This is a genomic window from Paraburkholderia sp. J10-1, from assembly GCF_905220165.1.
Classification (GTDB): Bacteria; Pseudomonadota; Gammaproteobacteria; order Burkholderiales; family Burkholderiaceae; genus Paraburkholderia.
Genome location: NZ_CAJMYW010000002.1, coordinates 913,417 through 936,973, shown reverse-complemented (window position 1 = coordinate 936,973; position 23,557 = coordinate 913,417). Strand labels below are relative to the sequence as shown.

The 23,557-nt window shown below is 64.1% G+C and carries 21 protein-coding genes; 8 read left to right on the top strand and 13 right to left on the bottom strand.

Going from position 1 to position 23,557, the window contains the following annotated elements; translation table 11 throughout:
- Positions 1 to 30: 30 nt before the first annotated feature.
- The 4 genes from U5A65_RS11025 to U5A65_RS11010 form a co-directional block, all read right to left on the bottom strand.
- On the bottom strand, positions 31 to 1,206 hold the full coding sequence (locus U5A65_RS11025) for a polysaccharide biosynthesis/export family protein (protein ID WP_321909352.1): 1,176 nt from the start codon (positions 1,204 to 1,206) through the stop codon (positions 31 to 33).
- On the bottom strand, positions 1,203 to 1,652 hold the full coding sequence (locus tag U5A65_RS11020) for a low molecular weight phosphotyrosine protein phosphatase (protein WP_321909354.1): 450 nt from the start codon (positions 1,650 to 1,652) through the stop codon (positions 1,203 to 1,205). Before U5A65_RS11020 ends, U5A65_RS11025 begins: the two co-directional genes overlap by 4 nt.
- 50 nt (positions 1,653 to 1,702) lie before the next feature.
- On the bottom strand, positions 1,703 to 3,118 hold the full coding sequence (locus U5A65_RS11015) for a UDP-glucose/GDP-mannose dehydrogenase family protein (protein ID WP_321909356.1): 1,416 nt from the start codon (positions 3,116 to 3,118) through the stop codon (positions 1,703 to 1,705).
- Positions 3,119 to 3,195: 77 nt separating this feature from the next.
- Positions 3,196 to 4,575, bottom strand: coding sequence for an undecaprenyl-phosphate glucose phosphotransferase (locus U5A65_RS11010; protein ID WP_321946269.1), 1,380 nt, complete (start codon positions 4,573 to 4,575; stop codon positions 3,196 to 3,198).
- A gap of 498 nt (positions 4,576 to 5,073) precedes the next feature.
- Here U5A65_RS11010 and U5A65_RS11005 point away from each other — a divergent pair, with 498 nt between their 5' ends.
- On the top strand, positions 5,074 to 6,594 hold the full coding sequence (locus U5A65_RS11005) for a mannose-1-phosphate guanylyltransferase/mannose-6-phosphate isomerase (RefSeq protein ID WP_321933579.1): 1,521 nt from the start codon (positions 5,074 to 5,076) through the stop codon (positions 6,592 to 6,594).
- 57 nt (positions 6,595 to 6,651) lie between these two features.
- Here U5A65_RS11005 and U5A65_RS11000 read toward each other — a convergent pair whose 3' ends face one another.
- Positions 6,652 to 7,896, bottom strand: a complete 1,245-nt coding sequence (locus U5A65_RS11000; RefSeq protein WP_321909363.1) for a transposase — start codon at positions 7,894 to 7,896, stop codon at positions 6,652 to 6,654.
- A gap of 710 nt (positions 7,897 to 8,606) precedes the next feature.
- Between U5A65_RS11000 and U5A65_RS10995 the strand changes: the two genes are divergently transcribed.
- Both U5A65_RS10995 and U5A65_RS10990 read left to right on the top strand, forming a co-directional pair.
- Positions 8,607 to 9,035 carry a DUF2501 domain-containing protein gene (locus U5A65_RS10995; RefSeq protein WP_321909830.1) on the top strand — a complete coding sequence of 143 codons (429 nt, stop codon included), beginning with the start codon at positions 8,607 to 8,609 and terminating at the stop codon, positions 9,033 to 9,035.
- Positions 9,036 to 9,170: 135 nt separating this feature from the next.
- Complete coding sequence (locus U5A65_RS10990; protein WP_321909365.1) at positions 9,171 to 9,656, top strand: hypothetical protein; 486 nt, start codon at positions 9,171 to 9,173, stop codon at positions 9,654 to 9,656.
- 5 nt (positions 9,657 to 9,661) lie between these two features.
- Here U5A65_RS10990 and U5A65_RS10985 read toward each other — a convergent pair whose 3' ends face one another.
- The gene (locus U5A65_RS10985) at positions 9,662 to 10,264 is read right to left on the bottom strand and encodes a DUF4337 domain-containing protein (RefSeq protein ID WP_321909367.1); all 603 of its coding nucleotides are present in this window, start codon (positions 10,262 to 10,264) and stop codon (positions 9,662 to 9,664) included.
- A gap of 409 nt (positions 10,265 to 10,673) precedes the next feature.
- On the opposite strand from U5A65_RS10985, the gene U5A65_RS10980 reads away from it, so the two are divergent.
- A complete protein-coding gene (locus U5A65_RS10980; protein ID WP_321946268.1) occupies positions 10,674 to 11,885 on the top strand; it encodes a helix-turn-helix transcriptional regulator in 1,212 nt (403 codons plus the stop codon).
- A 95-nt stretch (positions 11,886 to 11,980) separates the two neighbouring features.
- Here U5A65_RS10980 and U5A65_RS10975 read toward each other — a convergent pair whose 3' ends face one another.
- The 5 genes from U5A65_RS10975 to U5A65_RS10955 all read right to left on the bottom strand — a co-directional run bounded on the left by U5A65_RS10975 (position 11,981) and on the right by U5A65_RS10955 (position 16,922).
- Complete coding sequence (locus U5A65_RS10975; protein ID WP_321946267.1) at positions 11,981 to 12,682, bottom strand: ABC transporter ATP-binding protein; 702 nt, start codon at positions 12,680 to 12,682, stop codon at positions 11,981 to 11,983.
- Positions 12,682 to 13,452, bottom strand: coding sequence for a high-affinity branched-chain amino acid ABC transporter ATP-binding protein LivG (gene livG, locus U5A65_RS10970; RefSeq protein WP_321946266.1), 771 nt, complete (start codon positions 13,450 to 13,452; stop codon positions 12,682 to 12,684). The genes U5A65_RS10975 and livG overlap by 1 nt, the downstream gene beginning before the upstream one ends.
- Complete coding sequence (locus U5A65_RS10965) at positions 13,449 to 14,729, bottom strand: high-affinity branched-chain amino acid ABC transporter permease LivM (protein ID WP_321946265.1); 1,281 nt, start codon at positions 14,727 to 14,729, stop codon at positions 13,449 to 13,451. The genes livG and U5A65_RS10965 overlap by 4 nt, the downstream gene beginning before the upstream one ends.
- A gap of 7 nt (positions 14,730 to 14,736) precedes the next feature.
- Positions 14,737 to 15,663 carry a high-affinity branched-chain amino acid ABC transporter permease LivH gene (gene livH / locus U5A65_RS10960; RefSeq protein WP_028213765.1) on the bottom strand — a complete coding sequence of 309 codons (927 nt, stop codon included), beginning with the start codon at positions 15,661 to 15,663 and terminating at the stop codon, positions 14,737 to 14,739.
- A gap of 143 nt (positions 15,664 to 15,806) precedes the next feature.
- Entirely contained in the window at positions 15,807 to 16,922 is a 1,116-nt protein-coding gene (locus U5A65_RS10955) for a branched-chain amino acid ABC transporter substrate-binding protein (RefSeq protein ID WP_321909377.1), read from the bottom strand.
- Positions 16,923 to 17,930: 1,008 nt separating this feature from the next.
- On the opposite strand from U5A65_RS10955, the gene U5A65_RS10950 reads away from it, so the two are divergent.
- The 3 genes from U5A65_RS10950 (at position 17,931) to U5A65_RS10940 (ending at position 20,774) form a co-directional block, all read left to right on the top strand.
- Positions 17,931 to 18,920 (top strand): ABC transporter substrate-binding protein, encoded by a 990-nt coding sequence (locus tag U5A65_RS10950; protein ID WP_321909379.1) that lies wholly within the window; start codon positions 17,931 to 17,933, stop codon positions 18,918 to 18,920.
- Between the two features lie 161 nt (positions 18,921 to 19,081).
- Positions 19,082 to 19,978 carry an ABC transporter permease gene (locus U5A65_RS10945; RefSeq protein ID WP_321946264.1) on the top strand — a complete coding sequence of 299 codons (897 nt, stop codon included), beginning with the start codon at positions 19,082 to 19,084 and terminating at the stop codon, positions 19,976 to 19,978.
- 1 nt (position 19,979) lies between these two features.
- The gene (locus tag U5A65_RS10940) at positions 19,980 to 20,774 is read left to right on the top strand and encodes an ABC transporter ATP-binding protein (RefSeq protein WP_321946263.1); all 795 of its coding nucleotides are present in this window, start codon (positions 19,980 to 19,982) and stop codon (positions 20,772 to 20,774) included.
- 85 nt (positions 20,775 to 20,859) lie between these two features.
- Here the strand turns inward: U5A65_RS10940 and U5A65_RS10935 are convergent, their stop codons facing one another.
- On the bottom strand, positions 20,860 to 21,261 hold the full coding sequence (locus U5A65_RS10935) for a PaaI family thioesterase (protein ID WP_321909387.1): 402 nt from the start codon (positions 21,259 to 21,261) through the stop codon (positions 20,860 to 20,862).
- A gap of 345 nt (positions 21,262 to 21,606) precedes the next feature.
- Here U5A65_RS10935 and U5A65_RS10930 point away from each other — a divergent pair, with 345 nt between their 5' ends.
- A complete protein-coding gene (locus tag U5A65_RS10930; RefSeq protein ID WP_321909832.1) occupies positions 21,607 to 22,752 on the top strand; it encodes an alanine--glyoxylate aminotransferase family protein in 1,146 nt (381 codons plus the stop codon).
- A gap of 32 nt (positions 22,753 to 22,784) precedes the next feature.
- Here U5A65_RS10930 and U5A65_RS10925 read toward each other — a convergent pair whose 3' ends face one another.
- On the bottom strand, positions 22,785 to 23,543 hold the full coding sequence (locus U5A65_RS10925) for a class I SAM-dependent DNA methyltransferase (protein WP_321946451.1): 759 nt from the start codon (positions 23,541 to 23,543) through the stop codon (positions 22,785 to 22,787).
- Positions 23,544 to 23,557 lie beyond the last annotated feature (14 nt).

Below are 23,557 nucleotides of genomic sequence, written 5' to 3'. Positions count from 1 at the left end.
GTCTTCCCAGGAAGCGCTTTGATCACGCGCTTACTTCGCGATCTGCTTCAGATAGAAGACGGTCTGGATGGTCGGCAGCACCTGCTGCAACACACGGTTGAAGGTCGTCGAAGCGGCCGTGCCCACGTACACCACATCCAGCGGCTTGAGCTGGAATTGCGACGAAAGCATGATCGCGTCGGGCTTGGTCATGTCGAGACGGTAGATCTCGGGTTGCGTCGGGTTGTCCTTCATGCCGCGCATCACGAAGATCTGGCGCGGGTTCGCGTCGGTATCGAGAATGCCGCCCGCCTGGGTGAGCGCGTCGGCGATCGTCAGATTGCCGCGGATGAGGCTCGTCTGCGTCGGCGTCTTCACTTCACCCATCACGAATATTCTGCTATCCGAACGATCTGGAATATTGATGACGTCGCCGTCCTGCAGCATCACGTCCTGAGTCGTGTCGCCGCCGTCGAGCATGCGGTTCGCATCGAGCGTGTACAGCTTGCCGCCGCGCGTGAGGCGCACGCGGTTGATGTCGGCGCTGTCGGTCGTGCCGCCCGAGCGCGTAATGGCGTCGACCAGCGTGAGCGGCACGTCGCTCATGGAGAGCGGGCCGGGCGTCTTCACGTCGCCCGTGACCTGCACCTTCTGGCTGCGATAGGCGAGCACGCGCACGTCCACCTGCGGGTTCTTCACGTAGGGCCCGAGTCCTGCCGCGAGTTGCTCACGCAACTGCGAGGGCGTCTTGCCCGCCGCCATCACGCGGCCCACGAACGGAAAGAAGATCGTGCCGTCCTTCGACACGGTCTGCCCGTAGGGGTCGGACTGCCCCGAGAGCGCATTGGTATAGGGCTGCGTGAGCGCCTGACCCACAGTCTGCGTGGTGTTGCCGCCCGTGGAGAACGTCGAGCCCTGCGGCGTCGAAAGCTCGGGGTGATCGAACACGGTCACACCGAGAATGTCCTGCGGCGCGATGTGATAGACGTAGTCGGCGGCGCTTGCGAACTTCGAGGGCGGCAGCGGCGCTTTCGGCGCGGTGGCGGCCGCCTGCGCCTGCTGCAGCACGACTTGCTGCGTGATGAGCTGCACGTTGAACTGCTGCTGCGGCTGGTTGTTCGGCGCTTCTTTCAGGCTCGACGTGTCGAGATAGTTGCCGGGCGCCGTTGCGCACGCGGAAACGAAGACGCTCAACGCGACTACCGCCGTCAGTTTCAGTTTTGTCATTGGCATATTCGGCTCAACCATCCCTTAACCATACGATCCATCAATTCAAGACTCTTGCGATACGCGGACTCGTGGAGCCCATGCGGATCGCTGACATCAGAGTTTTCCCAGTTACCGAGCGCGTACACCTTGCCGCGCGCGGTGGGTTCAATGCGCTCGACCGCGGCGACCTGACGGCGCTCGGTCACAAGCACGAGGTCGGCCGAGCGCACGAGGCGGCTCGTGAGGCGGCGCGACTGATGCTCGCCCACCTTCATGCCGCGCTCGGCAAGGAGCCACTGCATCACGGGGTCCATGTCGTCGCCGTCGCGCGCACGCAGGCCCGCCGATTGAAACGATTCCGCCCCTGAGCCTTGCTGTTCGCGCAGACGCTCGCGAAAGAGCTGCTCAGCAGCCGGCGAGCGGCAGACGTTGGCGTGGCAAACGATGAGCACGTTCTTGATCATGGTCGCGTGACTCCCTTCCTTGACATGCGCGATGCGTAGCCCGGCAGCGCTCAGGCCAGCGCCTGCGTGGCGGCGGTTTCGGCGCGCGCGCGGCTTGCCTGCGTCGCACTCGCGCGGCCCACGGCGTGGTACTCGATGCCGAGTTCCTGCAATGCCGACGGCTCGTAGAGATTGCGGCCGTCGAACACGATCGGCATCTTCAACTGCTGCTTGAGCGTTTCGAAATCGGGCGCCTTGAAGACCTTCCATTCCGTTGCGATCACAACGGCGTCCGCTTCGCCCGCGGCTTCCATCGCGTCGGTCACGAACGACAGCCGCGCCTGATGTTCCGGCGCGTGCGCGAGATCGATCGCGAGAACACGCTTCGCCTCTGCGGTCGCAACCGGGTCGTATGCCTTGACCGTGGCGCCGCGCGCGAGCAGTTCGGCGATGAGCGTGCGGCTCGGCGCCTCGCGCATGTCGTCGGTGTTCGGCTTGAACGCGAGACCCCAGACGCCGAACGTGCGGCCCGTGAGGTCGGAGCCGAAGCGCGTGACGATCTTCTGTGCGAGCACCTGCTTCTGCGCTTCATTGACGGACTCCACGGCGCGCAGGATCTGCAGCGGCTCGCCGAAATCCTCGGCGGTGCGCATGAGCGCCTTCACGTCTTTAGGGAAGCACGAGCCGCCATAGCCGCAACCCGCATAGAGGAAGTCGTAGCCGATGCGCGGGTCCGAGCCCACGCCGCGGCGCACGGCCTCGATATCGGCGCCCACGCGGTCGGCCAGGTTCGCGAGTTCGTTCATGAACGAAATGCGCGTCGCGAGCATGGCGTTGGCCGCGTACTTGGTGAATTCGGCCGAGTGCACGTCCATGTAGAGCGTGCGCTCGTGATTGCGGTTGAACGGCGCGTAGAGCCGCTTCATGACCTCTTTCGCGCGCTCGCCGGGCACGTCGTCGTTGCAGCCGAGCACGATGCGATCCGGCCGCGCGAAGTCCTCGACGGCCGCGCCTTCCTTCAGGAACTCGGGGTTCGAGACCACCGAGAACATGTGGCTTTCGCCGCGCTTGCGCAGTTCGGAGGCGATCGCGTCGTGCACGAGCGCGGCCGTGCCCACCGGCACCGTGGACTTGTCCACCACCACCTTGAAGCCGGTCATGTGACGGCCGATATTGCGCGCGGCCGCCAGCACGTATTGCAGATCGGCCGAGCCGTCTTCGTCGGGCGGCGTGCCCACGGCGACGAACTGCACGTCGCCGTGCGCGACCGCCGCTTCCACATCGGTCGAGAACTTGAGCCGGCGCGCGCGCACATTGCGCTCGATGATTTCCTTCAGACCCGGCTCGTGAATCGGCACGACGCCCTGGTTGAGCAGGTCGATCTTGCGCTGGTCCACGTCGAGACAGAACACGTCGTTGCCGATGTCGGCAAGACAAGCGCCCGTTACGAGACCCACATAACCGCTGCCAATGATCGTCAGATTCATGCCCACCTCAAAAGTGATTGGTTCTTCCTGTCATGCGAACCGTTGCGCACACTAGCCGTGCGCGCACTCGCTTCGCCTCAATATGCGTTCTGGCCTGCGAAACCCTTCCACATGGTCATCGCCACGATGCGCAGGTCGAGCGCGAAGCTCCAGTGCTGCATGTAGTGCAGATCGAAGCGCACGCGGTCGCGCATCTTTTCCACGCGATCGGTTTCGCCGCGAAAGCCGTTGACCTGCGCCCAGCCGGTAATGCCGGGCTTGATGCGGTAGCGCGCCATGTAGCCGCGCACGAGGTCCTTGTAGATGTCGTCGTGCGCAAGCGCGTGCGGGCGCGGCCCCACCACCGACATCTCGCCCTTGAGCACGTTGATGAATTGCGGCAGCTCGTCGAGGCTCGTGCGGCGCAGGAACGCGCCCACGCGCGTCACGCGCGGATCGTTGCGGCGCGCTTGCGTGATCTGGCCCGCGACTTCCGCGTGGACCTTCATCGAGCGGAACTTGTAGATCTCGAACTCGTTGCCATCCAGACCCTTGCGGCGCTGCTTGAAAAACACCGGGCCCTTCGACGTGAGCTTCACGGCGAACGAAATCACGGCGAGCAGCGGCGCGAGCGCGACCAGCACGCCGCCCGCGAACACGATGTCGAACACGCGCTTGGGCAGCACGCTCAGGTCCGTGACCGGCGAGGCCGCGAGATTGATGGCGGGCACGCCGAGCAGGTCGACCACGGGCTGGCTGAAGAACGAGAGGCTGCGCACGTCCGGAATGAAGCGGATGTTCACGAAGTCGTTGCGCAAGGCCGTCACGATGCGATGGATCGTGCGCTCCTTGGTAATCGGCAACGCGAGCCACAGTTCGCGCACTTCGTTCTCGCGCACGAACGCGAGCAACGCCTGGAGGTTGCGCTCCACAGGCACGCCGTCGATCGCGGCGGCGCCGTCCGCGTCGCTGTCCTCGTCGAACACGATCGCGGGATGAAAGCCCGCTTCCGGGTGAAAGCGCATGTGCTCGATCAGGAAGCGCCCGTTGCGCGGGCCGCCCACCACGGCCACGGCCTTCTGGTTGTAGCCCTCGCGGCGAATGCCACGCAGCACCATGTGCACGAGCGCCTTCGAGACGATCAGCAACGCCACCGAGGCGACGACCCAGTACGCGAGCCACAGGCGCGAGAGCGAATCGGCGCGGTGCAGGCTGAAGCTCAGCAGGATGCCCGTGCCCTCTACTGCGAGCCATGCGGCGCACACGCGGGCAAAGAGCGCGTACAGCGACTTGCCGCGCCACGACTTGTAGATGCCGAACGCCGGGAACATCCAGATCGCGAGCACGCAGTTGAACGCGAGCGCCACGCTCTCCGCGTCGGTGAGCGGCACGAGCTGGCCACGATGCAAGGCGGCCGCGAGCAACGCTCCAGCAGCAATGGCGGCAACGTCGAATATTCTGGCTAGAACGCTGAGCATGTCCGGCACCTCGGGTTAAAAAAATGAATCGCGGCCACGCACTGCACATCGTGGCCGTTCTCTTCAAAAGTTTCTGGGACAGCGTCGCCGCAAAAAACGCAGGGCGCCGCTAATTCTGATCCGAATAAACCCTAATAAGGCGCGATAAAAATTCCGCCCGCAAGCCTCAAAAGTATCTCTAATTGTTTCGTCGCTTTCAGGTCAATTTTTTGCGAATTTTGTCGGCAAAGATTGCCGGAATCCGCCTCCGCATTGACCCATAACCCCGATCGTTCCGGCAGATTTTTCCTGTCATGGTGTGAAATTTCGGGTTTCGACAAGAAATTTCATAGGCATACAGCCTATTTTTTATTGAATTTTTTATCGATATTTAGACTCATCGCTTATGCAATTTAAATTTAATTCCAATATTTTCCGTTTTCTTCTTTACGACTCGATTTATGACGATTTTAAGCATGCTACAAATCGCATCACCGATACCTTTTACAGGAGAGCGAGATGACGGATACGGGTTCCGCTACGGCATCGGCAAAAGCGTCCCAGACGCGTGCCGAAACGCGCAGCGCATTGCAGGTATGCCCTGTCGTGCTTGCGGGCGGCGCGGGCTCGCGACTGTGGCCACTGTCGCGCGAGCAATATCCGAAGCAGATGATCAACCTCGTGGGCGAGCAGTCGCTGCTTGCCAGCACCGCGGGCCGCCTCGATGCGCTCGCCGAGCGCGTGACGCTCGCAGAGGAACTGCTGATCGTCTGCAACGAAGAACATCGATTCACCACCGCCGACCAGGTTCGCGCGACAGGCAAGCGCGCGCGTCTGATCCTCGAGCCGGTGGGCCGCGATACGGCGCCCGCACTCACGATCGCCGCCATGTCGGTCGTCGCCTCGCACGAGGACGGCATTCTCGTGGTGATGCCGGCCGACCATGCGCTTGCCGACCTCGAAGCGTTCCAGAACGCGGTGGCCGAAGGCGTGCGTCATGCGGCGAACGGGCAGATCGTAACGATGGGCATCGTGCCCACGCATCCCGAAGTGGGCTACGGCTACATTCACGTCGGCGAGCCGCTCGCGAGCACCGAGCCCAATGGTGCGCGGCGTCTGAACGGCTTCGTCGAAAAGCCTTATTTCGAGCTGGCGCAGCAATACGTCGCTTCGCAGCGCTACTGGTGGAACAGCGGCATTTTCATCGTGCGTGCATCGACCTGGCTCAAGGCGATTCGCCATTTCCATCCGGCTATCTACGCCGCATGCGCACAATCGATCGAGCACGGCAAGGCGGACGGCGACTTCTTCCGCGTGGATAGCGACGCGTTCGCACGTTCGCCTTCGAACTCGATCGACTACGCCGTGATGGAGCCGCTCGCCGGCGACCCGTCTGTGGCAAGCGGCGTAGTCGTGCCGCTCACGGCCGGCTGGACCGACCTCGGCTCATGGGACACCGTCTGGCAAGTTTCGCCGAAGGACGACGAAGGCAACGTCGCGCAAGGCCGCGTGATGTTCGAAGGCGCAACCGACACCTTCGCGCATGCGGACGGTCGGCTCGTGGCCTGCCTCGGCACGAAGGACCTCGTGATCGTGGAGACGCCCGACGCTCTCCTCGTTGCCGACCGCTCGCGCGCCCAGGACGTCAAGAAGATCGTGCAACGTCTGAAGCAGGAGCGCCGCACGGAAGCCGTGGCACACCGCCTCGTGCATCGTCCGTGGGGCCACTACGACAGCGTGGACAGCGGCGAGCGCTTCCAGGTCAAGCGGATTGTGGTCGAGCCGGGCGCACGCCTGTCGCTGCAGATGCATCACCACCGCGCCGAGCATTGGGTCGTCGTACGCGGCACGGCGCTCGTCACGCGCGGGGAAGAACGCTTCATCGTTTCGGAAAACGAGTCAGCGTATATCCCGCTGGGCGTGTCGCATCGACTGGAAAATCCGGGCAAGATGCCGCTCGAGATCATCGAGGTGCAGTCGGGCTCGTATCTCGGTGAGGACGATATCGTGCGTCTGGACGATCAGTACGGCAGGCAGTGAAGAAAGCAGTAGAGGCCATGCAGGAAGGCTGCGCGCACCGCGCGCGGCCTCGCAAGATCAGCGCGAGAGCGTGCGGTAGCGCGTTCCGGTGGTGCCGGCAGTGCGGCGCTCGGCGGTGCCGGACGACGCCGTATTGGCTTCGTGAGACTCGCCGCTGGCAAGCAGTGCGCCTTTGGCGGTGTAACGCTGGACCGGCGGTTGCAGCGGCGTGAGCCGCACGCTGCCCGGCACGGCCGGAGGCAACGCGCGTGCGGCGGCGGCATTCGACGGGTCACCACGCGTCACGCTCGTGCTCTGAACGCTCGCGTGCGGCGCGGCGTTCGCCGACGTGGTTCGCGAGCCGCTCTGTGCCGCGCCCGTCGAGGCGGCATGCCTCGCGAGATGCGAGCCCGGCCACGACACGCCGGACTCGGACTCGGCCGAGCCTTCGCGGTCGAGCCATTCACGCGCCCAGTCGAAAGCGAAATTGCGCGCGGATTCGCGATCCTGGAACGGCGGCCCGATCAGGCCCGAGCGCTCGATGCGCTTGCCATCCTTGAGGATCTCCACGGCCCCGCGAAACATGCGGTTGCGCACGGGCTGCACGGTCAGGCTCATCGTATAGCCGCGCCATTCCGCGACCTGCACGACGCCGCCCGCCGGGTGTGCGACCCGATGCGACGCGTCGCGCGGCATTGCGCGAGTCGCAGCAGGCTTGTTCACGCGCGAAGGCGAGAACGGTGCGAATGCGGTTTCACTTTGCGAACGCGTCGCACTCGCAACAGCCTTTGCCGTCGTTGCCGTCGTTGCGCTGGACACGACAGGCGCGTCGATCGAAACGGGCAACGCCGGCTCTCCGCCAGCGAGCTGACGCATCATGCTTTCCATGGGGTCGGCCAGCGGCGCGTCGGCGAGCGCGGCGGGCGCTTGCCAGGCTTCGGGGCTCTTCCAGAACACGGCCGGCTGGCCGTCGTCCTCGGCGACTTCCTCGACTGCGACTGCAACGGGTTGCGCATCGGCCTGCACCGGCTGGGGCACATAAACGAACTTGCGGCCGCGTTGCGAGAGCAACTCGACCAGTTCGATCAACGTGCCGCTGCCGTGCCATTCCTCGAAACGACGGCGGCAGGTGGGCCCGGACGGATAACGCGCGGGCAGGCGCGACCACGACTCACCGGTGGTGAGAATCCAGAGGACGGCATTGGCCACGACGCGCGGCTCGGCGCGAGGGCGGCCGCGCCGGTTGAGTCTAATAGGAGGTTCATCTGACACGAGCGAAGACACCTGCATCCACTCGTCGTCGCTCAGTTCTTCGAAATTCATGCTGTTCTCCACGCAGCCGGACCGGGGCTGCAGTGACGGAGCATCGGCTCGCGGATCTTGCTGCCCGCGTTGGCTAGCTCGGTTGCACCATATGCTTATATGACGTGTTCATTTGCGTCGCTGCGCGCACTCTGGCAGTGCGTTCTTTCACTGTATTGACGCAATAAACGTGGTCTCACTCGTGCAAGGGAGAATTTGTGCAGGAAGCATACCACCTGAAACCAGCCGATGAGGAGGACCGTAATAAGTGTTACGGTTAGAAACAATCTCCCGCTTGAATCGTCGGGAATATTGCCAGAAAAGGCCTGTAAACGTGGTGTTTTACAGCGTCGATACAGTTGTAACAGGCGCATTCGTTGCGTAGCCCGCGCGTGGTCCGCGTCGTGCGCAATTCCAAACGCATGCATACCACTTGAGACACACCCCCCTCTTCGGACACCCCGGTTCGCTCCCGCATCGCCATCGTTGTGCCCGCAACAAATGACATGCCGATGAAATCATCGGATGCAACACAAAACGGTCACGGCGAGATGCGGCGACCGTACTTTGCACAGGTTGCACCCCTACCGTCCGAACGCCCGTGCGGCGTCACGTAGCGAAGCCGCGCAAACGAATCCGTCTATAGTAAGAGCGCACTGAACCACCACGGAGATTCGTGTATGCAAACCTCTGTTCCGGGCGTCGCCACGCCGCGCATTGCCACGGCGCTGATGGCCACCCTGACTCTGGCGCTGCTCGCCCCCTGGGGCGGCGCACAGGCGCAACTCGGCAACCTGCTCAACCAGGGCGGCAGCGGCGGCTCGGCACAGGGCGCGCTCGGCAATCTGGGCGGACTCGGCAGTTCGCTTTCCGCGTCCTCGCTCACCTCGAGCAGTCTCGGCAATGTCACCGGCGTGCTGCAGTACTGCATCAAGAACAATTACCTGAACGCCGACGCCGCGAGCAACGTGAAGGACTCGCTGCTGAGCAAGCTGCCCGGCGGCGCGAACACCACAGACAGCGGCTATACGCAGGGCACGAGCGGCATCCTCACGGCCGGCAATGGGCAGAAGCTCGACCTCACGGGTAGCGGCCTCAAGGAGCAGGCCACGAAGCAGGTCTGCGACAAGATCCTGAGCCAGGCGAAATCCATGCTGTAACGGCCGCGATCGCGCATGCGGATGTGTGCGGGCGCACGCCCCGCGCAATTTATGTGCCGTAAGCTTTGAACACGAACGAAGTCCGGGTGTCGAATAGAGTCAACCGGACTTCTCCCGGCATTGCTGCTCGTAGCCATGACCAAGCGCCAAACTTCCGTGATATTCGCGTTCCCGGCGATTACGCTGCGGGCCGCGCTTAGCGGCCTTGCCGCTTTTGCCGCGCTGCTGGCGCCGCTGGTCGCGCATGCGCAAACCAGCACACGCGACCAGCAGTTCGACTGCAAGTCCGATCCCCACACGTTCATTTCGTCGCTTATCGACGACAAATCCATCGAACCCGAGCCGACGCGCGTCGAAGCGAATTCGGTCAACGCGTTCAGCCCCGTGCGCGGCACCCGCCTGAGCGCGTTCGGCTTTCCCATTTACGTGGTACTCGGCTACGACCGCGACGACACGCTCTTCAAGCGAGGCGCGGGCAAGGAGATCGCCTCGCCGCTTTATGGCGTCGTCGTGTCCGCGCCCGCGGAGAAGGTGCGCTCGCGCGTGCGCGAAGCCAACAGCGACGCCACGGTGCAATCGGTCGTGCCGTTGCTCCTCACGGCGATCGTGTGCGGCGGTTGAAAAACTCAGCCGCCGAAGAACGCCAATGCGCCCAGGCCCACGCCAACGATGGCCACGCCCACCGACGTATTGAGCAGCCAGCGGCGCCGCGTAAGCAGCGTGATGGCCGTGAGCGCGATCGAGATCTGGATGAGCGTCGTGGCCTGCGCCCAGCGATGATGGCCGTGCAGCACCTGCTCGCTTAGCGCATCGTCCTGCTCGACGATCTTTTCGAGCGCCTCCGCCTTCGCGCGGATCGGTTCCTTCTGCTGGCGATAGCGGTCGGCGTCGGCGGCAAAGCGCTTTTGCGCGGCTTCCGAATTCGGCGCGAGCGCAGAAAGTTGCGCGCCCAGTTCCGCCAGATTCTGCTTCTCGCCCTTCGCCTGATAGTAGGCCCATTGATTCGCGGCTTCGGTCTTGCGAATCGCCGCTTCGTTCTTGTAATAGAGCGCCTGGTTCTCGCTGTTGCCGCTCTGGTAGGCAAAGATCGCCCCAATGGAAGCGAGGATCGCCGTCATCACCGCCATGCGGCCCGGGAACGGGTCGCCCTCGCCGTGCCCGCCATGGCCCGCCGCGGCGTGTTCGACCGCGTGGTCGTGCGGCCCATGCACTTCGTACTCTTCAGACATCCAAAGACTCTCCGCTTGATCTGACTTTCACCAATTCGTCGCCCTGTCGCCCTTCGCTCCGGCGGCTCGCGCCGCCTTTCCCCCGTGCAGCGCGCCTGATATGGGACGCTCAATTATCGTGAGCGCAGCGCGCTTGTCCAGTACCCGGAATGCATTGGATGTAACGAAACCCGAAATGTCTTCTGACGAAAGCGAAACGTAGGCTTTATCGTCTATTCATTCAGAATAGGTACCCCGGGATGCTGCAGCGCATCCCCTCCCGCCTGCCGTTTGCAAACGTGGATTGACGCCTCAGTTTGCCCCTTCGCGCCACCGGCGTCGTTGCAGTGCCACATGGCCCTATATGCAACGTCGCAAGGCATGCCTTGAGGCCTTCTGCCGTGAATATATTCCAGCCTGGGAGACCGCCATGGGGCCTACAACGGCCGCGCAAGCTGCGGCTATCGATACCGTTGCACACCGTGCGCGCGTGAGGCTTTCCGGGCCGGACGAAACGGGCGGCCTGATCGACGCGATCTACGACGCCGGTTTCGACGCGCAACGCTGGCCGGATGTCTGTGCGCGCATTGCCCAGCGCATCGGCGCGCAACACGTGAATCTCACCATGCTGCCGCCCGAAAGCACCTTCTCGCTCGCCGAGTGGGACGGCATCGACGCTTCGTTTGCCCACTCGTATGCGCAGTACTACGGCGGCTTCGATCCGATCGTGCCGCAGGCGCGCCGCTGGGCCGCCGGCACACTCGTCACCGACACGATGATCCACCCGCAGGGGAGTCTGGAACGCAGCGCTTTCGTGCAGGAGTGGGTGCGCCCGCAACGCTTCTACACGGTGGCCTTCGCGAACGTGCTGCGCGAAGGCGACATGGCCGCCGTACTCGGCGCACTGCGCCACGAAAAGCGCTTCTATAGCGAAGACGAACTGGACGCCCTGCGCGAGCTGCTGCCGCATCTGCGCAACGCGTTGCGCGTGCAGCGGCACACCGCCCGCACCGTCGCCTCGTACGACAAAAGCGGCTATGCGCCCGCAGACGCGCTCGACGCGCTCGCACACGGCGTCCTGATCGTCGATGCCGATGCGCACATCGTGTTCGCGAATCGCGCCGCCACCGCGCAGCTCGCACGCGCAAACGGGCTGCGCACCGAACACGGCACACTCAGCGCCGCCACGGCCGCCGCCACGCAGCAGTTGCACGCGCTGATCGCGCGCGCAGCCGGACGCGACGCACGGGACCGCACGGGCGGCGCGACGCTGATCGCCCGCCAGCCACCCGACGAGCCGCTCCAGGCGCTCATTTCGCCGCTGGGCGCGCACCGGCGCGCCGACTACTGCGCGCAAGCCGCGCGCGCTGGCACGGCCATGCTGATCGTGATCGATCCGCAGTCGTCGCGGCGCGGCGTGGAAACGCGTCTCGTCGCGCTGTTCGGCCTCACGCCTGCCGAAGCGCGCGTGGCCTGCGAAGTCGGCAAGGGCCTCAACACGAAAGACGTGGCCGAGGCGCTGGAGGTTCTGCCCTCCACCGTGCGCACGCATCTGCATCACGTCTTTGCGAAAACCGCCACGCGCCGCCAGGCCGAGCTGATGCGGCTGATCGCGCAGCTTGCGATTGCACGCGGCGATTGAAGCATGTTCCGGGTGCCATAAAAGAAACGGCCCGCGCAACCCACGTTCGATGAACGCGGATTGCGCGGGCCGCAGCGCGGCACGACCTCAGACGATCAACCGCCCAGATATGCGCGCTTGATATTGTCGTTGGCGAGCAGGTTGTCGGCGCTGTCGGCGAGCACCACGCGTCCGGTCTCCAGCACATAGCCGCGATCGGCCACATGCAGCGCCTTGTTCGCGTTCTGCTCGACGAGGAACACCGTCACGCCTTCCTCGCGAATCGTGCGGATGATGTCGAAGATCTGCGCGATCACGAGCGGCGCGAGGCCGAGCGTGGGTTCGTCGAGCAGCAGCAAACGCGGACGGCTCATGAGCGCGCGGCCGATGGCGAGCATCTGCTGCTCGCCGCCCGACATCGTGCCCGCACGCTGTTTCGCACGCTGGTTCAAACGCGGAAACAGCTTGAACACATGCTCGATGCCCGCATCGATCTCGTGCTGCGAGGCGAAGAAGCCGCCCATCTGCAGGTTTTCGAGCACCGTGAGGCTCGGGAACACGCGGCGCCCTTCCGGCGAAATCGCCATGCCCTTGCGCATGATGTCGTGCGTGGGCATGCGCGTGATGTCCTCGCCTTCGAACGTCACTTTCCCGGCCGATGCGCGCGGCATGCCGCACACGGTCATCATGAGCGTGGTCTTGCCGGCGCCGTTGCTGCCGATCAGCGTGACGATCTCGCCCTTGTTCACTTCGATCGACACGCCCGCCAGCGCTTCCACCGCGCCATAGTGGGTATGGACCTTTTCCAGCTTCAGCATCAGTCCTCTCCGAGATAGGCCTTGATCACGCGCGGGTCGTTGCGCACTTCGTCGGGTTTGCCGATCATGATCGGCTTGCCGTGCTCCATCACGAGAATGCGGTCCGACACGCCCATCACGAGGCTCATGTCGTGTTCGATCAGGAGTACGGAGATTCCGAACTCGTTGCGCAAGCCGTCCACCATCTGCTGCAACTCGACCTTCTCCTGCGGATTCAAACCGGCCGCGGGTTCGTCGAGCATCAGCAGACGCGGGTCGGTGATCATGCAGCGCGCGATTTCGAGCCGGCGCTGATGGCCGTATGAAAGCGTGCCCGCCTCGCGATTCGCCACCGGCTTCAGGCCCACGCGTTCGAGCCAGTACGCGGCGCGCTCGAGCGCTGCACGCTCGGCCCGGCGATACGCGGGCGTCGCGAACAGGCCGCTCAGCATGTTGCGGTTCACCTTCAGGTGCTGCGCGACCATGAGGTTTTCGAGCACGGTGAGCTGCTTGAAGAGGCGAATATTCTGGAACGTGCGCACGAGGCCGCGGCGCGCGACCTGGTGGCTCGGCTGGCCAGTGATGGCGTGGCCTTCCAGCACGATGTCGCCAGCGGTCGGCTTGTAGAAACCGCCCACGCAGTTAAACACCGTGGTCTTGCCCGCGCCGTTCGGCCCGATGATCGCGAACACCTCGTTGGGAAGCACGTCGAAGTCGATGCCGTCCACGGCCAGCAGACCGCCGAAGCGCATCTGCAGGCCCGCTACTTTCAACAACGCTTGTGCGCTCATTGCGGCAACTCCACGTGCGGACGGCTTGCGGGCAACAGGCCCTGCGGACGCCACATCATCATCAGCACCATCACCAGACCGAAGATCAGCATGCGGTACTCGGCAAAGCCGCGGGCCACTTCGGGCAGCGCGGTGAGCAGGATCGCGGCGAGCACCACGCCCAGTTGCGAACCCATGCCGCCCAGCACCACCACGGCGAGAATGAGCGCCGACTCGATGAACGTGAACGACTCGGGCGTGACGAGCCCCTGGCGCGCCGCGAAGAACGCGCCCGCGAGACCCGCGAACGAAGCGCCCAGCGTGAACGCCGAGAGCTTGATGCGCGTTGGGTTCAAACCCAGCGAGCGGCAGGCGATCTCATCTTCGCGCAGCGCTTCCCAGGCACGGCCCATCGGCATGCGCAGCAGGCGGCTCGTGACGAACAGCGTGAACGCCACCAGCACGAGCGCGAGCAGGTACAGGAAGATCACCATGTGCTCGCCGCTGTACTCGATGCCGATCAATTCGTTGAACGTCTTCGCGCCTTCCACACTGGCGTGGCGGGCCATTTCGAAGCCGAACACGGTGGGCTTGGGAATGCTGGAAATGCCGTCCGGGCCGCCCGTGATGCTCGTGAGGTTATTGAGCAGCAGGCGAATGATCTCGCCGAAGCCGAGCGTGACGATGGCGAGATAGTCGCCGCGCAGGCGCAGCACCGGGAAGCCGAGCACGAAGCCGAACGTGGCCGCGGCGAGCGCCGCAAGCGGCAGGCATTCCCAAAACGTGAAGCCGAAGTACTGGTTGAGCAGCGCATACGTATAGCCGCCCACCGCGTAGAAGCCCACGTAGCCCAGGTCGAGCAGACCTGCGAAACCCACCACGATATTGAGGCCGAGACCAAGAATCACGTAGATGAGCGCAAGCGTCGCGACGTCGATCGCGCCGCGCGAACCCATGAACGGGAACACCGCGCCGAACGCGAGCAGCACCCAGATTGCCACGCGCTGCTGGCGCGCGCCGAGCGCCGGCGCCTTCGGCAGGCGCACGTTACTCGTTGCGCGCACAAACATCGGCTTGACGAGCTGGAACACGAACACCACGGCGGCCGCGATCCAGACCGGGCGCCAGTGCTGCTGCAGCACCACCTGATAGCCATCCAGCGTGAGCTGCAGGCCGAGAATGGGCGCCGTGAGGATAATGGTCGCGACAGCGGCGGCAAGCGCGCCCTTCACCGTTTGCGACGAGGACTGACCGTGTGCGCTATTGCTGGCCGCGCGTACCGAAACAGTTTGGCTCATATCGACCTCACACCTTTTCGACGTCCGGCTTGCCGAGCAGGCCGGTGGGACGGAAGAGCAGCACGAGCACGAGCAGGCCGAAGGCCACGACGTCCTTGTACTCCGCGGGCATGTAGCCCGAAGCGAGGGTTTCGGCGAGACCGAGCAGCACGCCGCCGAGCATCGCGCCCGGAATGCTGCCGATACCGCCGAGCACCGCGGCCGTAAACGCCTTGATGCCCGCAATGAAGCCGATATACGGATTGAGCTTGCCGATCGTCAGCCCGATCAGCACGCCGCCCACCGCCGCGAGCATCGCGCCGAGCACGAACGTGAACGAGATCACGCGGTTCGTGTCGATGCCGAGCAGGTTGGCCATCTTCATGTCTTCGGCGCAGGCGCGGCACGCGCGGCCCATGCGCGAGCGCGAAATGAAGAGCGTAAGCGCGATCATCAACACGAGCGTGACGCCGACGATCAACATGCGCGCGTACGGAATCGTCACTTCGAAGTTGCCGCCCATGTTGAAGTCGAGCGCGCCGGAAATGAGCATCGGCACGGACACGTCGCGCGCGCCCTGCCCGATCTGCACGTAGTTCTGCAGAAAGATCGACATGCCGATGGCGGAGATGAGCGGCACGAGGCGAGGGCCGCCGCGCAGCGGCCGATACGCCACGCGCTCGACCGCGAAACCGTAGAGCCCGGTGACGAGCACCGAGACAATGAGCGCCGCGCCCAGCACGAGCGGCAGCGGATAACCCGCCGAGGTGCCGATGGCCGTGAGCGTGACGAGGCCCACATAAGCGCCGATCATGTAGATCTCGCCGTGAGCGAAGTTGATCATGCCGATGATGCCGTAGACCATCGTGTAGCCGATGGCGATCAGCGCATAGATCGCGCCCAGCGTGAGCCCGTTGACGAGCTGCTGGGTGAACTGCGGAAGAAAATCATTCATGCGTAAGCCCCGCGGCTGTGAAGCCGATAAGAGACCTTTGGAGAGACCTTTGAAACCGATCCTGTTGCTTTAGTTGCGCGCGCAACCGCTGCAAAAACGCCCCGCCACCAGGAGCGGGGCGTTTGCTGCGTGCAGCGCCGGGATCAGTTCGCGGCGGTCTTCGTGGCGTCCTTGTGCCACGTGTAGACGACGAAGCGGAACGACTTGAGGTCGCCCTGTGCGTCGTATTCGACCTTGCCGATCGGCGTGCTGAACGCGTTCTTGTGCAGGTAGGCGGCAACCTTGGTCGGGTCCGTGCTCTTCGCACCGGCAATGCCGTCGGCGATCACTTCAACCGCAGCGTACGACGGCATCTGGAACGGGCCGTTCGCGTCGCGCTTGGCGTCGGCGAATGCCTTCACGAGCTTGGCGTTGGCGGGGTCCGAAGCGAAGTCGGCGGGCAGCGTGACGAGCATGCCTTCCGAAGCCGGGCCGGCAATGGCCGTCACGTCCTTGTTGCCCACGCCTTCCGGACCCATGAACGTAGCCTTCACGCCCTGTTCACGCGACTGGCGCATGAGCAGGCCCATTTCCGGGTGGTAACCGCCGAAGTAGACGAAGTCCACGCCTTGCGACTTGAGCTTCGTGACGACTGCGGAGTAGTCCGAATCACCGGCGTTGATGCCTTCGAACACGACAACGGGAATGTGTGCCTTGTCGAGCGCGGCCTTGACCGACGTGGCGATGCCCTGGCCGTACGACTGCTTGTCGTGCAGGATCGCGACCTTCTTCGGCTTGACCTTGTTGATGATGTAGGCGGCGGCTGCCGGACCTTGCTGGTCGTCGCGGCCAATCGTGCGGAAGATGAACTGGCGCTTCTTGCCTTCGGTCAGCTGCGGCGCGGTGGCCGACGGCGTGACCATCACAACGCCTTCGTTCTCGTAGATGTCCGAGGCGGGAATCGTCGAGCCCGAGCAAACGTGGCCAACCACGTACTGGATGTGCTGCGAAACGATCTTGTTGGCGACGGCGACAGCCTGCTTCGGCTCGCACGAGTCGTCCATCAGGACGGCTTCGAGCTTGTTGCCGTTCACACCGCCGGCGGCGTTGATCTGCTCGATGGCAGTCAGCGCGCCCGCCTTGACCATGTCGCCGTACTGGGCGACCGGGCCGCTGAACGGGCCGGCAATGGCGATCTTCACGGTGTCGGCGTTTGCGCTTGCACCAAATGCGAGCAGCGCGGCAGCCACGGAAACAGCGGTAAGACGGGACAACGTCATCAGGAGCTCCTCGATTGTTTTCGGGTCAACCGGTCAGACGGAATGACCTGCGCAAACGAACAGCGCCCCAATGACATTCAATGGGGAACAACCACGACGAGCACCAGAGAAAAAGACGTGACGGGGCCCGGCGTGTATCAGCGCCCTGGTAGGCGGCTGAGTTCGGAGAGACTGCTGAGTTACAGACTCTGTTGCGCAAGCGATCCGCCTGCCCCGTTCGCTGCAATTCGTACCGGTAAGGTGGACCGGCCTGAATCAGCGACCCGCGGATGCTATCAATAATCCATTTTCACGGCAACTAAGGGTTTTTTCGGATATCGACTTGACTTTTGACATCGGTCAATTGAGGGGGATGCCGGAAAGCGCTTGAAAAAGCTCGGGAAAATGCCCTTTCATGCGGGTTGCGGACCACTCTCCGCCCTGAGACGACCGGTTGATGCGGGTGTACGAAATGACAGGATTTCTGATTTTTACAGGGCTTTGTCGGTTATTTTAATTTTCAACGAGATCTGATCGACGAATCGCGCGAATCAATAAAATAAATATCAGTCGATAACCACACAAAAATCATCGAACACATTATCGAGATACCGGGAATACCCTAAATGCAAAACACGCCAAATCGTTGATTTATAAGGATAAATATTACAATAACCTTAAAATGAAATTTTTGAAAAAAATACACAATCCATATCACCCTCCATCTCACCCGCACTTTTCACCCAAACCCCGAAAGCGAGAAACTTTTCGTTAAAGCGCAGCGTTTCCCCATAATCGGATTGTGCAATCTCGAATAAATCTTCACGGCACCGTCGCGCGGCCGCCTCACTGCCCCGCCAACGCGTTCCAGCCCCGCAAGAGTCGGTGGTATCCTCGCTCCCTCGCCGCGCCCGCATGCACCACGACGGCGCATGCCGCGTGCTCCCGCCACGCGTGAAGCCGGCGATGCCGCACCCTGCAGATCCGAAAAAACCGCAAGAACCCAGCACTCGGGGGAGATCAAACCGCATGAAGACCTTCAAGCAGGCAACCGTTGCCGCCACCCTTTCCCTGATCGCCGGCGCCGCCGCGCTCGCGCTGACTTCGGGCGCCGCACGCGCCACCGAAACCGCGACCGTGGAAGTGCTGTCGATCGTCGAGCACCCGGCACTCGATGCGATCCGCGACGGCGTGCGCGACGAACTGAAGGCCGCCGGCTACGACGCCGGCAAGAATCTCAAGTGGGAATACCAGAGCGCGCAAGGCAACACGGGCACCGCCGCGCAGATCGCGCGCAAGTTCGTGGGCGACAACCCGAGCGCGATCGTTGCGATCGCCACGCCTTCTGCGCAGGCCGTTGTGGCCGCAACGAAGTCCGTGCCCGTGGTGTACTCGGGCGTGACGGATCCGGTGGCCGCACAACTCGTCAAGACGTGGACGCCGAGCGGCACGAACGTGACCGGCGTGTCCGACAAGCTGCCGCTCGACAAGCAGGTCGCGCTCATCAAGCGCGTCGTGCCCAACGCGAAAACCGTCGGCATGGTCTACAACCCCGGCGAAGCGAATTCGGTCGTGGTCGTGAAGGCGCTCAAGGAACTGCTCGCGCAACAAGGCATGACGCTGAAGGAAGCCGCCGCGCCGCGCACCGTGGACATCGGTCCGGCTGCGAAGAGCCTGATCGGCAAGGTCGACGTGATCTACACGAACACCGACAACAACGTGGTTTCGGCGTACGAAGCGCTCGTGAAGGTCGCCAACGACGCGAAGATTCCGCTCGTCGCTTCGGATACGGACAGCGTGAAGCGCGGCGCCATCGCGGCGCTCGGTATCGACTACAGCGACCTCGGTCATCAAACGGGCAAGGTCGTCGTGCGTATTCTCAAGGGCGAGAAGCCGGGCGCAATCGCCTCGGAAACCAGCAGCAAGCTGCAACTGTTCGTGAATCCGGCCGCCGCGCAAAAGCAAGGCGTGACGCTCTCGGCCGACCTGCTCAAGGACGCGACCACGGTCGTGAAGTAAGCCGCAGGCGTGGCGCATCGCACGCGCCACACTGCCAGGCCCGATAAAGGCCGCTCATTTGCGTAACGACGATGCACAGCGGCGCGCTGCCCCATCCGGGCGGTGCGCCGCGCATCGACTCCGGTGCACCGCCGCCGCAGACCGCAACAGGATTTCTCCTCATGTCCCTCTACTCGCTTCTGGGCGCACTCGAGATCGGCTTGATCTTCAGTCTCGTGGCCCTCGGGGTGCTGATCTCGTTTCGCATCCTCAACTTCCCCGATCTCACCGTCGACGGCAGCTTTCCGCTGGGCGGCGCCGTGGCGGCCACATTGATCGCCGCGGGCCACGATCCGTTTCTCGCGACCGCCTGTGCGATCGTTGCGGGCGCAATCGCCGGCTTCATTACGGGCTGGCTCAACGTGCGCCTGAAGATCATGGATCTGCTCGCGAGCATCCTCATGATGATCGCGCTCTATTCGATCAACCTGCGTGTGATGGGCGCGCCGAACGTGCCGCTCATTTCCGAAGCCACGGTATTCACGATCATCCAGCCCGCCTGGCTGCCCGACTACGTGCTGCGCCCGCTCGCGCTGCTCGTCGTCGTGCTGGCCGCGAAGTTCGGGCTCGACTGGTTCTTCTCTTCGCAATACGGTCTCGCGCTGCGCGCAACGGGCGCGAATCCGCGCATGGCGCGCGCGCAGGGCATCGCCACGGGCCGCGCAACGCTCGCCGGCATGGCGCTGTCCAACGCGCTCGTCGCACTGGCCGGCGCCCTTTTCGCGCAAACCCAGGGCGGCTCGGACATTTCGATGGGCATCGGCACCATCGTGATCGGGCTTGCAGCCGTGATCATCGGCGAGAGCGTCCTGCCCGCGCGACGGCTCGGGCTCACCACGCTCGCCGCCGTGCTCGGCGCAATCCTGTATCGCTTCTTCATTGCGCTCGCGCTCAACAGCGACTTCATCGGCCTCAAGGCGCAGGACCTGAATCTCGTCACCGCCGTGCTCGTGACGATCGCGCTCGTGCTCCCCGCCACGCGCAAGAAGCTGTTCGGCCGCAAGAACGGGAGGGCATGAAATGCTCAGCGCCAAAGACCTCAAACTGACTTTCAACCCCGGCACGCCGATCGAAACGCGCGCGCTGCGCGGGCTCACGCTCGAGATTCCGAGCGGCCAGTTCGTGGCCGTGATCGGTTCGAACGGCGCGGGCAAGTCCACTTTCCTCAACGCGATCAGCGGCGACCAGCGCGTGGATAGCGGCACGATCACCATCGACGGCCACGACGTCACGAAGCAACAGGCCTGGGACCGCGCGCCTCTCGTCGCCCGCGTGTTTCAGGACCCGATGGCCGGCACCTGCGAAGCGCTCACCATCGAAGAGAACATGGCGCTTGCGATGGCGCGCGGCAAGCGCCGCGGCTTCGGTCCCGCCCTGAAAAAGCAGGACCGCGAACTGTTTCGCGCGAAGCTGCGACTCCTGAACCTGGGCCTGGAAAATCGTCTGACCGATCGCATCGGTTTGCTGTCGGGCGGCCAGCGCCAGGCGGTCAGTCTGCTGATGGCGTCGCTGCAGCCTTCGCGCATCCTGCTGCTCGACGAGCACACGGCCGCGCTCGATCCGAAAACGGCCGCGTTCGTGCTGGAGTTGACCGCGCGTATCGTGGAAGAGGCGAAGCTCACGACCATGATGGTCACGCACAGCATGCGCCAGGCGCTCGACTACGGCCAGCGCACGGTGATGCTGCACCAGGGTCAGGTGGTGCTCGACGTTTCGGGCGATGCTCGCCGCGGACTCGACGTGCCGGACCTTCTGCGCATGTTCGAGCAGAATCGCCACGAGAAGCTCGACGACGACGCGCTGCTGCTGGGATAACGCGCTTCCGGCCAAAACCGCCGCTCACGCCAGGCCCGCCCCTCGATCGAGACGGCGGGCTTTTTCAACCCGGCACGACGACCGTTCAAGCCTTCTTCGGATACGAATACTTGAACGTCCCCTGCGCGCTCGCAATCAGCAGTTGATCGTCCACCCATGCCTCGGCGCGCGCAAAGAAGATCGAGCGGCCGCCGCGCTCCAGAAATCCCTTCGCGCGCACGAACTGGCCAAGGCCTTTGTCGAGGTAGTTGGTCGTGAGCGAGAGCGTGAAACCATGGCGCGGTGCGTCGCCAACCGGCGCGAACAACCCCGCATAGCCAGCCGCCGCGTCGAGCAGCGTGGCAATCGCGCCGCCTTGCAGCACGCCCTGGCGATTGAGCTTCGAAGCGTCGATAGGCATGACAAGCTCCGCATAACCCTCGCGCCACTGCGCGACGCTCACGCCGAGCGTTTCAAGAAATGGATTGTCCACGGCGAATTGCGACATACGCTGTCTTCCTTGCATTATCGGGCGATGCGATCGATTATAGGGTGGCTGTACAAAGGCCGCAGCGCAGCAATGCCGCCCAAACGACTGTTCAGCGAAATTCCGCGCAACTGTACATGGCCAGCACTGCCGCGCCGCACAACACTGCCTGAAGGCGCACGATCCGCGCCTCCCACGCAACCCACTTCCCGGTCAATCAAGGTACCCAAGATGAACGACAACGCGCTCCACTCCGATCCGCTGACCCCTTCGCGCGCTGCCGCGGCGGCGGCGGCCGGGGCCGCGCCCGTGCCTTGCCCCACTGTCGATACGCTCGACCGCATCCTGCCCGAGGAGCCGCTCCTCATGATGGGTGCGGGCCCTGTGCCGATTCCCGACGCCGTGGCCAAGGCCAACACCGTCGTCATCAATCACCTCGGCGACACCATGGCGCGCGTCATTCACCAGGTGAAGGCGATGGCGCGCTACGTGTTCCAGACGCACTCGAACTGGGTGCTCGGCGTAGCCGGACCGGGCTCGGCGGCCATGGAAATGGCGATCTCGAACCTCGCGTGGCCCGGCACCCGCGTGCTCTCCATCGTCAACGGCTTCTTCAGCCAGCGCATGGCCGAAATGGCGGGCCGCGTGGGCGCCGAAGTCACCACGCTCGACGTGGCCAACCGCGAGATCGCCTCGCTCGAAGCCGTCGCGCAGGCCATCGAGCGCACGCGCCCGGCAGTCGTCACGATCGTCCATGGCGAAACGTCCAACACGGTCTGGAATCGTGAGCTCAAGGAAATCGTGCAGCTTGCCAAGGCCGCCGGCGCGCTCGTGGTGGTCGACGCCGTGTGCACGCTGAGCACCATGCCGCTGGAAATGGACGCCTGGGGCATCGACGTCGTGATCACGGGCGGCCAAAAGGGCCTCTCGTCGATCCCCGGCGTGTCGCTCATTGCCTTCTCGGACGCCGCATGGGAGCGCGTGCGCACGCGCACCGCGCCGAACACGCACTGGTGCCTCGACGCCATGCTCGCCGAAAACTTCTGGCACAACGCCGGTTACCACTACACCGCGCCCGTTTCGGGCGTGCTGGCGCTGCACGAGGCGCTGCGCCTCGTGTGCACGGAAACGCTTGAAAAGCGCTTTGCGCGCCACCTGCGCTGCTCGCTCGCGCTGCAAAGCGGCGTGAGCGCGCTGGGCCTCGCGCTCTATACGCCGCCAACGTGCCGCCTGAATTCCGTGGTCGGCATCGAGCTGCCCGAAGGCGCGACCGCGCGCGAGGTGTGCAACCACATCTCGCAGCAATATCAGGTTGAGATTGCCGGATCGTTCGGTCTCCCGATCGTTCGCATCGGGCAAATGGGCGAGCAGTGCCGCGAGCACAATCTCTTCCGCACCGTGCACGCGCTTGGCCGCACGATGAGCGACCTCGGCGTGAAGGTCGATCTGCCTGCCGGTGTTGCCGCGCTCGAAGAGTCGCTTTCGGCCGGCTCGCGCGAAACACGCCGTTAAGCGCTCATTGCGCCGCACGGCCGCTCAAACACTCAAACACGCCGCGCGCGAACGCAGATGAACGCCGGCGACTGCACGAGTTCTGCGTGCAGCGCCGGCGATACCGCCTTCATTTCCGCTTGCGGCACGGGTTCGAGCACGCGGTCGATGGCCCAACCCGTTTCCATGAGCGCGTTGAAGATATCGGCAAGCGGGCGCCTGAATGCTTCCACCCAAGGCTTCGGCTCGCCAAAGCCGCCCCAATGCAGGCCGAAGCGCGTCGTCTCGAAGTAGGTGCGCGAACCGCGCGTGCGCGTGTCGATCCAGTCGCGCATGGGATGGGACATCGAAAACACCAGCAGTGCGCCTGGGCGCGCCACGCGGTGAAACTCCTGAAACGTCGGCGTGAGGTGCTCGACATAATCGAGTGCGAGCGAGCACACGATACGGTCGACCGAAGCGCTCGCGAGCCATTCAAGCGGCTGCGCGAGATCGCCCTGCGTGAGCTCGACGGCAAGGCCCGCGCAACGCGTCTTCGCCAGTTCGACCATCGCTGGCGTAACGTCGAAGGCCTGCACGCGCGCACCCTCGCCCGCCAGCTCCGCGCTCACGATGCCGGGCCCGCAGCCCGCGTCGAGCACGTCGAGTCCCTCCACCGCGCCCAGCAGGGAGCGCGTGGCGGGACGCTCGTAGAGCGCGTTGTGCGGCTTGACGGGGGCCTGCTCGGCGTAGCGATCGGCGAACTGCGTGTAGCTGGCGCGGCCGGGCGGTTCGTTGGGCGCTGGGGTGGTGTTCTTGTCGTCGGTGGACATGAGAGCGGTTGGAT

What these genes read in the sequence shown, in the direction of transcription:
- U5A65_RS11025 (WP_321909352.1), bottom strand. Translation starts at nt 1,206, where the DNA reads ATGACAAAACTGAAACTGACGGCGGTAGTCGCGTTGAGCGTCTTCGTT.
- U5A65_RS11020 (WP_321909354.1), bottom strand. Translation starts at nt 1,652, where the DNA reads ATGATCAAGAACGTGCTCATCGTTTGCCACGCCAACGTCTGCCGCTCG.
- U5A65_RS11015 (WP_321909356.1), bottom strand. Translation starts at nt 3,118, where the DNA reads ATGAATCTGACGATCATTGGCAGCGGTTATGTGGGTCTCGTAACGGGC.
- U5A65_RS11010 (WP_321946269.1), bottom strand. Translation starts at nt 4,575, where the DNA reads ATGCTCAGCGTTCTAGCCAGAATATTCGACGTTGCCGCCATTGCTGCT.
- U5A65_RS11005 (WP_321933579.1), top strand. Translation starts at nt 5,074, where the DNA reads ATGACGGATACGGGTTCCGCTACGGCATCGGCAAAAGCGTCCCAGACG.
- U5A65_RS11000 (WP_321909363.1), bottom strand. Translation starts at nt 7,896, where the DNA reads ATGAATTTCGAAGAACTGAGCGACGACGAGTGGATGCAGGTGTCTTCG.
- U5A65_RS10995 (WP_321909830.1), top strand. Translation starts at nt 8,607, where the DNA reads ATGGCCACCCTGACTCTGGCGCTGCTCGCCCCCTGGGGCGGCGCACAG.
- U5A65_RS10990 (WP_321909365.1), top strand. Translation starts at nt 9,171, where the DNA reads ATGACCAAGCGCCAAACTTCCGTGATATTCGCGTTCCCGGCGATTACG.
- U5A65_RS10985 (WP_321909367.1), bottom strand. Translation starts at nt 10,264, where the DNA reads ATGTCTGAAGAGTACGAAGTGCATGGGCCGCACGACCACGCGGTCGAA.
- U5A65_RS10980 (WP_321946268.1), top strand. Translation starts at nt 10,674, where the DNA reads ATGGGGCCTACAACGGCCGCGCAAGCTGCGGCTATCGATACCGTTGCA.
- U5A65_RS10975 (WP_321946267.1), bottom strand. Translation starts at nt 12,682, where the DNA reads ATGCTGAAGCTGGAAAAGGTCCATACCCACTATGGCGCGGTGGAAGCG.
- livG (WP_321946266.1), bottom strand. Translation starts at nt 13,452, where the DNA reads ATGAGCGCACAAGCGTTGTTGAAAGTAGCGGGCCTGCAGATGCGCTTC.
- U5A65_RS10965 (WP_321946265.1), bottom strand. Translation starts at nt 14,729, where the DNA reads ATGAGCCAAACTGTTTCGGTACGCGCGGCCAGCAATAGCGCACACGGT.
- livH (WP_028213765.1), bottom strand. Translation starts at nt 15,663, where the DNA reads ATGAATGATTTTCTTCCGCAGTTCACCCAGCAGCTCGTCAACGGGCTC.
- U5A65_RS10955 (WP_321909377.1), bottom strand. Translation starts at nt 16,922, where the DNA reads ATGACGTTGTCCCGTCTTACCGCTGTTTCCGTGGCTGCCGCGCTGCTC.
- U5A65_RS10950 (WP_321909379.1), top strand. Translation starts at nt 17,931, where the DNA reads ATGAAGACCTTCAAGCAGGCAACCGTTGCCGCCACCCTTTCCCTGATC.
- U5A65_RS10945 (WP_321946264.1), top strand. Translation starts at nt 19,082, where the DNA reads ATGTCCCTCTACTCGCTTCTGGGCGCACTCGAGATCGGCTTGATCTTC.
- U5A65_RS10940 (WP_321946263.1), top strand. Translation starts at nt 19,980, where the DNA reads ATGCTCAGCGCCAAAGACCTCAAACTGACTTTCAACCCCGGCACGCCG.
- U5A65_RS10935 (WP_321909387.1), bottom strand. Translation starts at nt 21,261, where the DNA reads ATGTCGCAATTCGCCGTGGACAATCCATTTCTTGAAACGCTCGGCGTG.
- U5A65_RS10930 (WP_321909832.1), top strand. Translation starts at nt 21,607, where the DNA reads ATGATGGGTGCGGGCCCTGTGCCGATTCCCGACGCCGTGGCCAAGGCC.
- U5A65_RS10925 (WP_321946451.1), bottom strand. Translation starts at nt 23,543, where the DNA reads ATGTCCACCGACGACAAGAACACCACCCCAGCGCCCAACGAACCGCCC.